The following is a 13,269-nucleotide window of genomic DNA, read 5'->3' on the forward strand; positions in this document are numbered from 1 at the left end:
TTCGTCTCGCCTGGTCTAGTCTTTGCGTCTGGACACTTAAATCAAGGAGCGTGTGCCATGAGTATCTTTAGCTTTGTGAAGGAAGCCGGTGAAAAGCTGATCGACCTGCTGACCCCCGGTAACGCCAATGCCAGCGAACAACTGAAAGAGCACATTGCAAAGGTCGGCCTGGGTAATCCGAATGTACAGGCGACCATCGAGGGCGACAAAGTCATCGTCACAGGTGAAGTGGCGAGCCAGGAAGAGAAGGAAAAAATCCTGTTGGCGGTGGGTAATATCGCCGGTGTCGGTAGCGTAGACGACCAGATCACCGTGACTGGCCCAGTGGCACAAGCGGCGCGCTTCGTGACTGTGAAGAAGGGGGACACCCTCAGCGCCATCTCCAAGGCCGAGTACGGCGACGCGAACAAGTACAACAAGATCTTCGAGGCCAACAAACCGATGCTGTCGCATCCGGACAAGATCTACCCGGGGCAGGTGCTGCGTATCCCTGAATAACTTCCAGGGCTGTGGTGCCTTCATCGCGAGCAAGCTCGCTCCCACAGGTTTTTTTGGTTCGCCGCGAAACCAGTGTGGGAGCGAGCTTGCTCGCGATGAAGGCACCACGGTTCAGAGCCCTTCGATCAAATCGCGATAATCCCCCAATGCCTCGAACTCCCCCGTATCCTTCGGTCCCTTGCGACTGTCCGGCTCGCTGACGGCCAGCAGGTGCGCCACGCCGAAATCCCGGGCGCTGCGCAACACCGGGAGGGTGTCGTCGATGAACAGGCTGCGGGCCGGGTCGAAATTCAGGTCGGCTTGCAGTGCGTCCCAGAACTGCGGGTTTTCCTTGGGGAAGCCGTAGTCGTGGGAGCTGATCAAACGCTCGAAGTAGGGGGCCAGTTCGATGCGCTCCAACTTCAAGGACAACGAATCGCGGTGGGCATTGGTGATCATCACCACGCGTTTGCCGGCGCGCTGAATCGCGGCCAGGAATGTATCGGCGTCCGGGCGCAAGGCGATCAGGTGGGCGGTGTCCAACTTCAGTTCGCGCACCGGCAGTTTCAGCTCGGCGCTCCAGAAATCCAGGCAATACCATTGCAACTGGCCGGCGTTGCGCTCGAACAATGGCTGCAGCGCCATCTCGGCCATCGCCCGGCTCACACCATGCAGGTCGGCGTAGCGCTGGGGCAGGTGTTCGAGCCAGAAGTGGTTGTCGTAATGCAGGTCCAGCAGGGTGCCGTCCATGTCCAGCAGAACCGTATCGATCTCATGCCAGGGCAGCAAGGCCATAAAACTTCTCCAGCGGTAATCGGATATCCGACACAAACAATCAGAATAGGCCGGGTATAGTAGCCCGCTATCGCCCAGGGAGCCGTTTATGCGCCAGAAACCCACCATACTCGATCGCCGGATCGTCGCTACCAGCCGCCTGTTCTGCGTGGAAGAACTGAAATTGCGGTTTTCCAACGGTGTGGAGCGCACTTATGAGCGTCTGGCGAGCAAGGGTGCAGGCTACGGCGCGGTGATGATCGTGGCGATGCTCGACGCCGACCATGCGGTGCTGGTGGAAGAGTATTGCGGTGGCACCGATGCTTACGAGTTATCCCTGCCCAAGGGCTTGATCGAGCCAGGGGAAGATGTACTGGCGGCGGCCGAGCGGGAGCTCAAGGAAGAGGCCGGTTTCGGGGCGCGACAGTTGGAACATCTGACCGAGTTGTCGCTGTCCCCCGGCTACATGAGCCAGAAGATCCAAGTGGTGCTGGCGACCGATCTGTATGAAGAGCGGCTGGAGGGCGACGAGCCCGAGCCGATGCGCGTGGACAAGGTCAACCTGCACGAGCTGTCGGCCCTGGCGCAAAACCCGCAATTCACCGAGGGCCGGGCCTTGGCGGCGCTGTACCTGGCCCGTGACCTGCTGGCCCAGCGTGGAGCGTTCCTGTCATGATATTTCCTCATTCGCTGATGGCCCCGGTGGTCGAGCTGGCGCTCAAGGCCGGCGAGGCGATCCTGCCGTTCTGGCGCGCCAACGTGTTGGTTAATCATAAGGCCGACGAGTCGCCGGTGACCGCTGCCGACATGGCGGCTCATGATGTGATCGTGGCCGGGCTGGCGGCGCTGGCCCCGGACATTCCAATCCTTTCCGAAGAAGACGCGGATATCGCCCAAAGCGTGCGGGCCGGCTGGCAACGCTGGTGGTTGGTGGACCCGCTGGATGGCACCAAGGAATTCATTTCCGGTAGCGAGGAATTCACCGTCAACATTGCCTTGGTGGAACAGGGCCGCGTGGTGTTCGGCGTGGTGTCGATGCCCACCAGTGGTCGCTTCTACGTGGGTGGCGCCGGGCTGGGTGCCGGGCGTGGTGACAAGGGGGGCGTACCTTTGCCTATCGCGGTCCGTGACGCAGTGGCGCCAGGCGAGGCGTTCACCGTGGTCGCCAGTCGCCGGCACACCAGCCCGGAGCAGGAGCGCCTACTCAACGGTTTGAGCGCGAGCCTGGGTGAGCTGCAACTGACCAGTATTGGCAGCTCGTTGAAGTTTTGCCTGGTGGCCGAAGGCGCGGCGGACTGTTATCCACGGTTGGCGCCAACCTCCCAGTGGGACACCGCCGCCGCCCAGGGAGTATTGGAAGGTGCGGGAGGCGCGGTGCTGGACTTGAGCGGCGAGCCGTTCTGTTATCCACCGCGTGAGTCGCTGTTGAATGCGTCGTTCCTGGCGTTGCCGGCGAAAGCGGCGTGGCGTGGGAAGCTGTTGGAGCTGGCTCGCTCCTGAGCCCTACCTGATTCTTGTGGCGAAAGCTTTTTGTCTGGCAAGAGTGCTTTTTGCCACAGGGGCTACCCACCCTACAATCCAGGCCATGTGCTGTTTCAGCGGTGCAACACGTATTGCCCCTCGAACTGCACCGCCACGTCTTCGCTCCCACTGTTCATCACCTGGGTCTGCAAGGCCAGCCGCGCCCGTCCGTAACGCCGGTAGGTGGCCAGGAAGCGTTTCCAGAGTTTTTCCTCAGGCGCTTGGCAGACGACGGCCGCATCGCGGGTCACCGGCAGCGGATAACTGATCTGCCCTTCCTGAATCACGATATGCCCGTCTTCAATGCCTTCCTCGCGCAGGGCCAGGTGCAGCCAGCCCCAGCCACCGAGTACGGCGCCGCAATACAGGCTGCCGCCGAACATGGTGCTCTTGTGGTTGACGTTGGCCGCCAACGGCAAGGACAGGCGCAGTTGCCGGGCCTGCCAATCGAGCACCTTGAGGCCCATGTCCCGGGTCAAGGGGATGTCGTGGTGCAGGATCGATTCCAGGTAACGGCTGTCGCGGTTCATTGCGGGGCCTCTTGCTTGACAGGGTAATGACGATAATTCAATCGGATTCATCGGCCGACCCCTGGCTGCTGTCGCCGAAGGTCAGGCCATGCTTGCGCAACTTGTCGTGCAGGGTCTTGCGGGGAATGCCCAAGGCCTCGGCCAGGCTGCGCACTGAGCTGTGGGGGCGGGCCAGTTCGGCGGCGATCAGGGTTTTCTCGAAGTTTTCCACCTGCTCGCTCAAGCCGCCGCTGACCAGTTCCACCGGTGCCCCAGGGTTGCCGTCGGGCGCGCTGTTGTCCAGGGCCAGCTCCAGGCCCAGGGCAAAGCGTTCTGCGGCGTTCTGCAGTTCTCGCACATTGCCCGGCCAGCTGTGGCGCAGCAGCAACGCCCGGTGCGCCGGCTGTAATTCGTGGGGCGGCAGGCCATGTCGGGCACTGGCTTCGTTGGCGAAATGCTGGAACAGCATCAGCGCATCCTCGCCCCGTTCGCGCAACGGCGGTATGCGCAGCGGCGCGACGTTGAGGCGGTAATACAGGTCGGCGCGAAAACGCCCCTGGTCGGCGGCCTGGCGCAGGTCTTCCTTGGTCGCGGCGATGACACGGATATCCAGAGGGATCTGTTGATTGCCGCCCAGCCGCTCCACCATGCGCTCTTGCAGCAGACGCAGCAGCTTGACCTGGACATCCAGGCTCATGCTCTCGATCTCATCCAGGAACAGCGTGCCGCCGTTGGCGAACTCGAACTTGCCGATGCGGCGTTTCTGCGCACCGGTAAAAGCACCGGGTTCGTGGCCGAACAGTTCGCTCTCCACCACCGACTCGGCCAGGGCACCGGCGTTGATCGCCACGAAGGGGCCATTGCGCCGGCCGGAGAGGTCGTGCAAGGCACGGGCGACCACTTCCTTGCCGGCGCCGGTTTCACCGAGGATCAGCACGTCGGCACGTGTGGCGGCTAGGGCACCGATCTGCTCGCGCAGGCGCAGCATCGGGGTCGATTGGCCGACCAGGCGGGCGCTGAGTTCATGACGATCGCTCAGGGCCAGGCGCAGGCTGCGGTTGTCCAGCACCAGGCGGCGCAAGGCCAGGGCGCGGCGTACGCTGTCGAGCAGGTGATCGCTGGCGAACGGTTTTTCCAGGAAGTCGTAGGCTCCGGCGCGCATCGCCTGCACCGCCAGCGGCACATCACCGTGGCCGGTAATCAGCAGCACCGGCAGTTCCGGGTCTTGCGCGTGGAGTTCGCCCAGCAGTTCGAGGCCGTCCATGCCCGGCATGCGAATATCACTGACCACCACCCCCGGCCAGTCACGGGGCAGCTGCCCGGCCACGCCCTTGGCTTCGGCCAGGGGCAGGATTTTCAGGCCGGCCAGGTCGAGGGTCTGGCTCAAGGCCTGACGCAGATGGGGATCGTCATCGATCAGCACCACCTCAATCCGGTTATCGATGGTCATACACTTCGGTCCTCGGACGGTTGCAGGCTCACCCCGGGCGCACCGGCCCGCAGCTTCAGGGTAATCAGGGCGCCGCCTTCCTTGTGGTTGGCGAACGACAGTTCGCCCCCGAAGGCGCGCATCAGGGTGTCGCAGATCGCCAGCCCCAGGCCAAGGCCCTGGGTGCGCGTCTTGGTGGTGTAGAAAGGCTCGCCGGCGCGGCCCAAGGCTTCCATGCAAAACCCTGGACCATTATCACGGATGTACAGGTTGACGCCGGTGTCGGTGGCCTGGGCACTGATCCAGAGTTTACGCGGCGGGCCCTTCTCGGTGAGCGCATCGAGGGCGTTGGCCAGCAGGTTGCCGAGTACCTGGCGCAGGCGGGTTTCGCCGGCCTCGACCCACAGCGTGGCGGCCGGCAAGTCGCGGATCAGCTCTACTTCCATGCTGCGCCGACGTTTGGCGAGCAGCGCCAGGGCATCGTCCAGCGCCGGCTGCAGGGCGACGCTTTCCGGGGCAGGACGGTCGCGACGGGCGAACGCGCGCAGGTGGGCGATGATCGCTGCCATGCGCCCGGTCAGTTCGCTGATCAGCTTGAGGTTGCCGCGGGCGTCTTCGGTGCGGTGGTGGTCAAGCAGGATCTCGGCGTTTTCCGCGTAGCTGCGAATCGCCGCCAGTGGCTGGTTGAGCTCGTGGCTGATGCTCGCCGACATGGTGCCCAGGGCCGACAGCTTGCCGGCCTGCACCAGGTCATCCTGGGCGCGGACCAATTCCTGCTGGGCCTGCTCGCGCTCCAGCACTTCTTGTCTCAGTCGCCGGTTCAGCCCTTCCAGGTCGCTGGTCCGTTCGGCCACCCGGCCTTCCAGCTCCTGGCGGGCCTTGGCTTCGAAGGCGATCCGATGCAGATAGTGGCGCCGGCGTTGCATCATCAACCCGAGCAACAGCATCAAGACCAGCAAGGCCGCGCCACCGGTGGCAACCACGGTACGCACGGGACGGTCGATCAGCGTGCGCGGGGCGAGGATGCTCACGCTCCAGCCGGTTTCTTCGATGGATTGGGTCTGGGGCAGCCAGGCGTTGGCATCCAGGTTCAGTGGCTTGGGATCGCGGGTTGGATAAGGTTGTACCGCGCTGATGGCCTTGCGCTCGTCGTCACTGAGGGGCCGGGTCGCGCGAAAGCGCCATTCCTGGCGCGACGTGAGAATGACCACGCCGTTGTGGTCGGTCACCAGCAATTGTTCCGGGGTCTTGCCCCATAGGCTTTCGGTGTGGTCGAGGTCGACCTTGACCACCAGCACGCCGATGACTTTTTCGCGATCGTGCACGGCGGCCGCGAAGAAATAACCGCGCTTGGCCGACGTCGTGCCCAAACCGAAGAAACGCCCCAGGCGCCCGGCCATGGCTTCGATGAAGTACGGCCGGAAGGCGAAATTACGCCCAACGAAACTGTCATGTTTGTCCCAGTTCGACGCGGCCAGCGTCTTGCCGGAAGGGTCCATCAGGTACATGACTTCGGCGCCTGTCTGGGCGCTGATGTTTTTCAGCAGCCGGTTGGCGTTGCCTTGGGTGACGCCGTCGTCCGGGGCCGACAAGGCGGCGCGCAAGGCCGGCAGCTCGCCGAGGATCTGTGGCAACACTTCATAGCGGTGCAGCGTGCCCAGCAGGTTGGCGACGTAAAGGTCCAGGGTCTGGCGGTTCTGGCCGGCCAGTTCACTGCGGTAATAACGCTCGGCCAGGTGCTCCAACGGCCACAGCAACGGCGCCAGGCACAGCGCGAGCAAGGCCAGGCTGCGCCAACGGGGTCTGCGAGGAAGGGTGGAATTCATGAACATGGGGCGCCTGTGGTGACAGGCGTATTATGCCTAGTTGTCTCGCAAATACTATTTGTAAGGCCTTACCAGGCTTGTCCGGCCAGGCACCGCTGCAACGCGCTTCGCCAGTCGGGCTGGCTCACAGCCCATTCCTTGGACAGGCGGCTGCTATCCAGGCGCGAGTTCAACGGTCGAGGGGCCGGCGTCGGATAGTCGCTGGACGCAATGGGCTCCAGTCGCGCGCACGGCTTGTGTCGCTCGAGCAGGTTTTCGCCGATGGCCTGGGCGAAACCGAACCAGGACGTCTCCCCCCGGGCCGTCAGGTGATAGGTGCCCCAGGCTCCGGCTTGACCGGCCTGCCAGCGTTCGATCAGTTGGGCGGTGCTGTCGGCAATGGTGCCCGCCCAGGTTGGTGCGCCAATCTGATCGGCCACCACCCGCAGCTGCGGTTTTTCCTGCAACAGGCGCTGCATGGTCAACAGGAAATTGCGGCCCTCGGTGGAATACACCCAGCTGGTGCGCAGGATCAGGTGCTGTCCACCTGCCTGGTGGATGGCATCTTCACCGGCCAGTTTGCTGCGTCCATAGACGCTTAGCGGATTGGGTGTGTCGTCCTCGGTGTAGGGGGCGGGCTTGAGGCCATCGAAGACGTAGTCGGTGGAGTAGTGAATCAACGGTATGCCCAGTTCGACCGCTGCCTGGGCCAGGATGCCCGGCGCCGTGGCATTGATGGCGAACGCCCGTTCCGGCTCGCTCTCGGCCTGGTCGACGGCCGTGTGGGCGGCGGCATTGATGATCAGGTCGGGCTTCAAGGCCTTGATGGGGGCGCGCAGGGAATCCGCCTGCGCCAGGTCGAGCTGGTCGCTGCCGCGTACGAGCAACTCGCCCATGCCGCTCAGGCGCGATTGGAGTGCTCGGGAAACTTGGCCATTGCGGCCGATGACCAGGATGCGCAAGGGAATACTCATGGGAACAGGTCTGCCTCGTGCAAGGCCTTGCCGTTCTGGTCCTTGGCCGAGAGGATCGGCGCGTCGTCCAGCGCCCAATCGATGGCCAGTTGCGGATCGTCCCAGCGAATGCAGCGTTCAGCTGAGGGCGCGTAGTAATCGGTGGTTTTGTAGAGGAAGTCCGCCGATTCGCTCAACACGACGAAACCGTGGGCAAACCCTGGCGGCACCCACAGCTGCCGATGGTTTTGCGCCGACAGGCGAACGCCCGCCCATTGGCCGAAGGTCGGCGAGCTGCGGCGAATGTCCACCGCGATATCCAGCACCTCTCCGGCTGTGACGCGCACGAGTTTCCCCTGGGCCTGTTCGATCTGGTAGTGCAGGCCACGCAGCACGCCCCGGGTGGAGCGGGAATGGTTGTCCTGGACGAACGGCAGGGTGCTGCCGGTCGCCTCGGCAAATACCCGGGAATTGAAGCTATCGTAGAAAATCCCCCGATCATCACCGAAGACTTTCGGTTCGATGATCAAGACGTCCGGCAAACGGGTGGCGATGACGTTCAACGTGTTTCTCCGACGATCTTGAACAGGTACTGGCCGTAGCCGGTCTTGCCAAAATACTGGGCGCGCTCAAGGATGTGCTCGCGGCTGACCCAACCTTGCTGGTAGGCAATTTCTTCCAGGCATGCCACTTTGAGGCCTTGGCGATGTTCGATGGTCTGTACGTATTGCGAGGCTTCCAGCAGGCTGTCGTGGGTGCCGGTGTCCAACCAGGCGAAACCACGGCCGAAGCGCTCGACGTGCAGGTCGCCGCGTTGCAGGTACGCATTGTTGACGTCGGTGATTTCCAGTTCGCCGCGTTTGGATGGCTTGATGGCCTTGGCGATCTCGATCACATCATTGTCGTAGAAATACAGGCCGGTCACCGCGTAGCTGGATTTAGGTGCGGTGGGTTTTTCTTCGATGGACATCGCCCGCCCTTCCGAATCGAAGTCGATCACGCCAAATCGCTCAGGGTCCTTGCCCCAGTACCCGAGCCCCGTGGCGCCACTCGGTCGGTTGATGGCGGTCCGAAGTTGCTCGCCAAAATACTGGCCGTGGAAAATGTTGTCGCCCAGGATCAGGCACACCGAATCGCTGCCAATGAACTGCTCGCCGATCAGGAACGCCTGGGCCAGGCCATCGGGTGACGGCTGCTCGGCATAGTTGAAATTCACACCAAACTGCTGACCGTCGCCCAACAGGTTGCGGTATTGCGGCAGATCCTGAGGGGTGGAAATAATCAGGATGTCCTTGATGCCTGCGAGCATCAGCACCGAGATCGGGTAATAGATCATCGGTTTGTCATAAATCGGCAATAGCTGCTTGGAAACCCCGAGGGTAATCGGGTGCAGGCGGGTGCCGGAACCGCCGGCCAGGACAATTCCTTTCATCATGCGATTGCATCCTTGTTGTCGAGCGAGCCCAGGCGCTCGCCCTGATAGCTACCGTCCTGGACCCGTTGGCACCACAGCAGGTTTTCCAGATACCACTGCACCGTCTTGCGCAGCCCGGTCTCGAAGGTTTCTTGAGGCGTCCAGCCCAGTTCCCGTTCGATCTTGCTGGCATCGATGGCGTAACGCAGGTCATGGCCGGGGCGGTCCTGGACGAAGCTGATCAGGGCGGCATAGTGCTCGACGCCTTCGGGTTTGCGTGGCGCCAGTGCTTCGAGCAGCGCGCAGATGCTGCGCACCACGTCGATGTTTTTCTGCTCGTTGTGCCCGCCGATGTTGTACGTCTCGCCGATCGCGCCTTGGGTGACGACATTGAGCAGCGCCCGGGCATGGTCTTCGACGAACAGCCAGTCGCGCACTTGCTGGCCGTTGCCGTAGACCGGCAGCGGTTTACCAGCCAGCGCGTTGAGAATCACCAGGGGAATCAGTTTCTCGGGGAAGTGGAACGGCCCGTAGTTGTTCGAGCAGTTGGTCAACAGCACGGGCAAGCCGTAGGTGCGTTGCCAGGCGCGGACCAGATGATCGGACGCCGCCTTGCTCGCTGAATACGGGGAGCTTGGGGCATAGGCAGTGGTTTCGGTGAACAGGTCATCCACGCCGTGCAAGTCGCCATACACTTCATCGGTGGAGATGTGGTGGAAGCGAAACGCGCGCTTCTGCGGTTCGGCCAAAGCCTGCCAATACGCGCGGGTGGCTTCCAGCAGGCTGTAGGTGCCCACGATGTTGGTCTGGATGAAGTCCGCCGGGCCATCGATGGAACGGTCTACATGGGACTCGGCCGCCAGGTGCATGATGGCGTCAGGTTGGAATCGCGCCAGCACCGCACTGACAGCGGCTTGATCGACAATGTCGGCGTGGACGAATTCGTAGCGGCTGTCGTGATCGATGCTGCTCAGGGACTCGAGATTGCCTGCGTAGGTCAGCTTGTCGAGGTTCAGGACCTGATGCTCGGTATCGAGAATCAGATGCCGTATGAGCGCCGAGCCGATGAAGCCAGCACCGCCAGTGATGAGAATGCGCATCCGGGTAAGCCTTTTTCCGTGGTACGACAAAGCATAGGAGCATAGCTTGTCGGCATGGCGGGAGCGGTGCAAGCGAATATCCCATGGACACACCCTCCTATTCAGCTTCCCAGGAGAGCTGTGCATATTTTTGAACAGGGGGGTTGCTTATCCCCCGACTCGGTGGCGAGATAGGCATCCGAACAAACCACCTCAGGGGTCCTTGTATGCCACTCGCTACGTTGGTTCACCGCGCCAGTTTGCCAAGCCCACAGATCAGCGCCGAGCAAGCGCTGGTGCTGTTGCGCTCGAATTACGGACTCAGCGGCGACCTGCGACCCCTTGGCAGCAACCAGGACCTCAACTACCGCGTCGACAGCGAGCGCGGGCGCTTTGTGTTGAAAATTTGCCACGGCGACTACGCTGTCCAGGAAATCCAGGCCCAACATGCCGCCCTCAAGCACTTGGCCGGACACGACGCTGTGAAAGTGCCACGGGTCATTGCGGCGATCAACGGCCAGGACCTGCTGACCTTGGACGTCGACGGCCAAGCGATTCACATGCGTCTGCTGGAATACATCGACGGACAGTCCCTCACGCAGCTCAAGCACCTGACACCCGAGCTTGTCACTGGCCTGGGCCGCCTGTGCGCGGAAATGGACCTGGCCCTGGCGACATTCGACCACCCGGGCCTGGAGCGCACCCTGCAATGGGACGCGCGCCACGCCCCGGCCCTGGTCGATTACCTACTGCCTGTCATCGAGGATGAAACACGACGCCATCGGGTCGCCGAGGTCGCGCAACAGGCCGAGCGGCGCTTGCAGCCGCTCAAGGCCAGCCTGCCGGTGCAGGCGATCCACATGGACATCACTGATGACAACGTGGTCTGGCAGCGCGATGCCCAGCGCCAATGGCAATTGCAGGGCGTTATCGATTTCGGCGACCTGGTCCGTACCTGGCGCATCACTGACTTGTCGGTGACGTGCGCAGCCCTGCTGCATCACGCCGACGGCGATCCGTTCTTTATCTTGCCGGCGATCAAGGCCTACCACGCGATCAACCCCTTGCAGCACCAGGAACTGTTGGCGCTGTGGCCGCTGATCGTGGCGCGCGCCGCAGTGCTGGTGCTCAGCGGTGAGCAGCAGGTTTCCATCGACCCGGACAACCACTACAGCCGCGACAACCTGGCCCATGAGTGGGAGATTTTCCGCGGCGCCCATTCGGTGCCCTTCGAACTGATGGAAGAGGCGATTCTCACCGCCGTCGGTCAAAACCTGCCGGCCATTGCCAGGGAGGGCTTTGTGCCGCTCTTGCCGACCCTGGTAGGGCGCGAGTTCGCCCTGATCGACCTGGGGGTGCTGAGCCCGCATTTCGAAGCCGGCAATTGGGAGCAGCCGGGAATCGACCAGCGCCTGCTGGATGAAGCCGCGGGTGTTCACGGCTTGGCGGCCAGCCGCTATGGGCAGTACCGCTTGTCTCGCACTCGGCCGGACAGCGCCGTCGAACCCGACACTTATCCCTTGCACGTGGCGTTGAGTGTGCCTCGGGGAACGCCGCTCGAATCTCCGTTCGCCGGGGTTGTGCACACGTCTGCCGACGGCATGTTGCAACTGGACAGTGCACAGTTGAGCGTGCGCTTGTGGGGCGTGACGTCGCCGCTGCATTCCGGCGCGGCGCTGGTCAAGGGGCAGGTGCTGGGCGAAGTGACGGGGCCGTTGTGTGTCCAGTTGTGCCGGGGCGCCCACGTGAATCCGCCACTGTTCTGCACGCCCTCCAGGGCCCTGGCCTGGCGGGCGCTTTGCCCTTCGCCGGCGGTGCTGCTGGGGCTGGCGTGCGATGCCGAGCCGGAGACCGATCCCGAGGCGCTGCTGGCTCGTCGCGATGCGAGCTTTGCCCGTTCGCAGAAACACTATTACGTCGATCCGCCGCGCATCGAGCGTGGCTGGCGCAACCACCTGATCGACATGCAGGGGCGCTCGTACCTGGACATGCTCAATAATGTCGCGGTGTTGGGCCACGGCCATCCGCGCATGGCGGCGGTGGCTGCCCGGCAATGGTCGCTGCTCAATACCAACTCGCGTTTCCACTATGCGGCGATCGCCGAGTTTTCCGAGCGCCTGCTGGCGCTGTCGCCCTCCAACATGGACCGAGTGTTCCTGGTCAACAGCGGCACCGAGGCCAACGACCTGGCGATCCGCCTGGCCTGGGCCTACAGCGGCGGACGGGACATGCTCAGCGTGCTGGAGGCTTACCACGGCTGGTCGGTGGCCGCCGATGCGGTATCCACCTCCATCGCCGACAACCCCCAGGCCCTGAGCAGTCGCCCGGACTGGGTGCACCCGGTGACCGCGCCGAACACCTATCGCGGCGAATTCCGCGGCCCCGACAGTGCGCCGGACTACGTGCGCAGCGTCGAACACAACTTGGCGAAAATTGCCGAGGGCAAACGTCAACTGGCCGGTTTCATCTGCGAGCCGGTGTATGGCAACGCCGGTGGGATCGCACTGCCGCCCGGTTACCTGAAGCAGGTCTACGCGATGGTGCGCGAGCGCGGTGGGGTCTGCATCGCCGACGAGGTACAGGTCGGTTACGGGCGCATGGGCGAGTTCTTCTGGGGTTTCGAAGAGCAAGGCGTGGTGCCGGATATCATCACCATGGCCAAGGGCATGGGCAACGGCCAGCCGCTGGGCGCGGTCATCACTCGCCGGGAAATCGCCGAGGCGCTGGAGGCCGAGGGGTATTTCTTCTCGTCGGCCGGCGGCAGCCCGGTCAGTTGCCAGATCGGCATGGCGGTGCTGGATGTCATGGAGGAGGACAATCTCTGGGAAAACGCCCGGGTGGTTGGCGGGCATTTCAAAGCTCGACTGGAGGCCTTGATCGATCAGTATCCATTGGTCGGCGCAGTGCACGGCTCGGGGTTCTACCTGGGCGTCGAGCTGATCCGCGACCGCGACACTCTGGAGCCGGCCACCGAGGAAACCACGGCGCTGTGCAATCGCCTGCGGGAGCTGGGCATCTTCATGCAACCGACGGGTGATTACCTGAACATCCTCAAGATCAAACCGCCGATGGTGACTACGCGCCAGAGTGTGGATTTCTTTGTCGATATGCTGATGAAGGTATTGGACGAGGGGCTGTAATCGATCTGGAATGCCGAGCTGTGAAGCTGTATTCCCCTGTGGGAGCGAGCCTGCTCGCGATAGCGATGGATCAGTCAAACTAATATTTGGCTTGGACTCCGCCATCGCGAGCAGGCTCGCTCCCACAGGTTTTTCGTAAATCGATTTTTGTCGGTATTTTTCGATGAA

General features: G+C 62.9%; 12 protein-coding genes. 4 read left to right on the forward strand and 8 right to left on the reverse strand.

Annotated features, from left to right (window positions below):
• Positions 1-57 precede the first annotated feature (57 nt).
• Complete coding sequence (gene lysM, locus HGO40_RS03140) at positions 58-498, forward strand: peptidoglycan-binding protein LysM (RefSeq protein ID WP_186707290.1); 441 nt, start codon at positions 58-60, stop codon at positions 496-498.
• A 111-nt stretch (positions 499-609) separates the two neighbouring features.
• Here the strand turns inward: lysM and yrfG are convergent, their stop codons facing one another.
• A complete protein-coding gene (gene yrfG, locus HGO40_RS03145; RefSeq protein ID WP_250961854.1) occupies positions 610-1,272 on the reverse strand; it encodes a GMP/IMP nucleotidase in 663 nt (220 codons plus the stop codon).
• 88 nt (positions 1,273-1,360) lie between these two features.
• Between yrfG and nudE the strand changes: the two genes are divergently transcribed.
• Entirely contained in the window at positions 1,361-1,927 is a 567-nt protein-coding gene (gene nudE / locus HGO40_RS03150; protein WP_186707288.1) for an ADP compounds hydrolase NudE, read from the forward strand.
• Entirely contained in the window at positions 1,924-2,751 is an 828-nt protein-coding gene (gene cysQ / locus HGO40_RS03155) for a 3'(2'),5'-bisphosphate nucleotidase CysQ (protein WP_250961855.1), read from the forward strand. The genes nudE and cysQ overlap by 4 nt, the downstream gene beginning before the upstream one ends.
• A 95-nt stretch (positions 2,752-2,846) precedes the next feature.
• Here cysQ and HGO40_RS03160 read toward each other — a convergent pair whose 3' ends face one another.
• The 7 genes from HGO40_RS03160 to rfbB form a co-directional block, all read right to left on the reverse strand.
• Positions 2,847-3,302 carry a YiiD C-terminal domain-containing protein gene (locus tag HGO40_RS03160; protein WP_186707286.1) on the reverse strand — a complete coding sequence of 152 codons (456 nt, stop codon included), beginning with the start codon at positions 3,300-3,302 and terminating at the stop codon, positions 2,847-2,849.
• Between the two features lie 37 nt (positions 3,303-3,339).
• Positions 3,340-4,731, reverse strand: coding sequence for a sigma-54-dependent transcriptional regulator (locus HGO40_RS03165; protein ID WP_250961856.1), 1,392 nt, complete (start codon positions 4,729-4,731; stop codon positions 3,340-3,342).
• The gene (locus HGO40_RS03170) at positions 4,728-6,536 is read right to left on the reverse strand and encodes a sensor histidine kinase (protein WP_250961857.1); all 1,809 of its coding nucleotides are present in this window, start codon (positions 6,534-6,536) and stop codon (positions 4,728-4,730) included. The genes HGO40_RS03165 and HGO40_RS03170 overlap by 4 nt, the downstream gene beginning before the upstream one ends.
• A 68-nt stretch (positions 6,537-6,604) precedes the next feature.
• Positions 6,605-7,489 carry a dTDP-4-dehydrorhamnose reductase gene (gene rfbD, locus HGO40_RS03175; protein ID WP_250961858.1) on the reverse strand — a complete coding sequence of 295 codons (885 nt, stop codon included), beginning with the start codon at positions 7,487-7,489 and terminating at the stop codon, positions 6,605-6,607.
• Positions 7,486-8,031, reverse strand: coding sequence for a dTDP-4-dehydrorhamnose 3,5-epimerase (rfbC, locus tag HGO40_RS03180; protein WP_250961859.1), 546 nt, complete (start codon positions 8,029-8,031; stop codon positions 7,486-7,488). Before rfbC ends, rfbD begins: the two co-directional genes overlap by 4 nt.
• Positions 8,028-8,903, reverse strand: coding sequence for a glucose-1-phosphate thymidylyltransferase RfbA (gene rfbA, locus HGO40_RS03185; RefSeq protein ID WP_250961860.1), 876 nt, complete (start codon positions 8,901-8,903; stop codon positions 8,028-8,030). Before rfbA ends, rfbC begins: the two co-directional genes overlap by 4 nt.
• Positions 8,900-9,982 (reverse strand): dTDP-glucose 4,6-dehydratase, encoded by a 1,083-nt coding sequence (rfbB, locus tag HGO40_RS03190; RefSeq protein ID WP_250961861.1) that lies wholly within the window; start codon positions 9,980-9,982, stop codon positions 8,900-8,902. Before rfbB ends, rfbA begins: the two co-directional genes overlap by 4 nt.
• Positions 9,983-10,188: 206 nt before the next feature.
• Between rfbB and HGO40_RS03195 the strand changes: the two genes are divergently transcribed.
• Positions 10,189-13,101 carry an aminotransferase gene (locus tag HGO40_RS03195; RefSeq protein WP_250961862.1) on the forward strand — a complete coding sequence of 971 codons (2,913 nt, stop codon included), beginning with the start codon at positions 10,189-10,191 and terminating at the stop codon, positions 13,099-13,101.
• Positions 13,102-13,269 lie beyond the last annotated feature (168 nt).

The organism is Pseudomonas sp. CG7 (assembly GCF_023701885.1).
Classification (GTDB): domain Bacteria; phylum Pseudomonadota; class Gammaproteobacteria; order Pseudomonadales; family Pseudomonadaceae; genus Aquipseudomonas; species Aquipseudomonas zanjanensis.

What these genes read in the sequence shown, in the direction of transcription:
- rfbA (WP_250961860.1), bottom strand. Translation starts at nt 8,903, where the DNA reads ATGATGAAAGGAATTGTCCTGGCCGGCGGTTCCGGCACCCGCCTGCAC.
- cysQ (WP_250961855.1), top strand. Translation starts at nt 1,924, where the DNA reads ATGATATTTCCTCATTCGCTGATGGCCCCGGTGGTCGAGCTGGCGCTC.
- rfbB (WP_250961861.1), bottom strand. Translation starts at nt 9,982, where the DNA reads ATGCGCATTCTCATCACTGGCGGTGCTGGCTTCATCGGCTCGGCGCTC.
- nudE (WP_186707288.1), top strand. Translation starts at nt 1,361, where the DNA reads ATGCGCCAGAAACCCACCATACTCGATCGCCGGATCGTCGCTACCAGC.
- HGO40_RS03195 (WP_250961862.1), top strand. Translation starts at nt 10,189, where the DNA reads ATGCCACTCGCTACGTTGGTTCACCGCGCCAGTTTGCCAAGCCCACAG.
- lysM (WP_186707290.1), top strand. Translation starts at nt 58, where the DNA reads ATGAGTATCTTTAGCTTTGTGAAGGAAGCCGGTGAAAAGCTGATCGAC.
- HGO40_RS03160 (WP_186707286.1), bottom strand. Translation starts at nt 3,302, where the DNA reads ATGAACCGCGACAGCCGTTACCTGGAATCGATCCTGCACCACGACATC.
- yrfG (WP_250961854.1), bottom strand. Translation starts at nt 1,272, where the DNA reads ATGGCCTTGCTGCCCTGGCATGAGATCGATACGGTTCTGCTGGACATG.
- HGO40_RS03165 (WP_250961856.1), bottom strand. Translation starts at nt 4,731, where the DNA reads ATGACCATCGATAACCGGATTGAGGTGGTGCTGATCGATGACGATCCC.
- HGO40_RS03170 (WP_250961857.1), bottom strand. Translation starts at nt 6,536, where the DNA reads ATGAATTCCACCCTTCCTCGCAGACCCCGTTGGCGCAGCCTGGCCTTG.
- rfbD (WP_250961858.1), bottom strand. Translation starts at nt 7,489, where the DNA reads ATGAGTATTCCCTTGCGCATCCTGGTCATCGGCCGCAATGGCCAAGTT.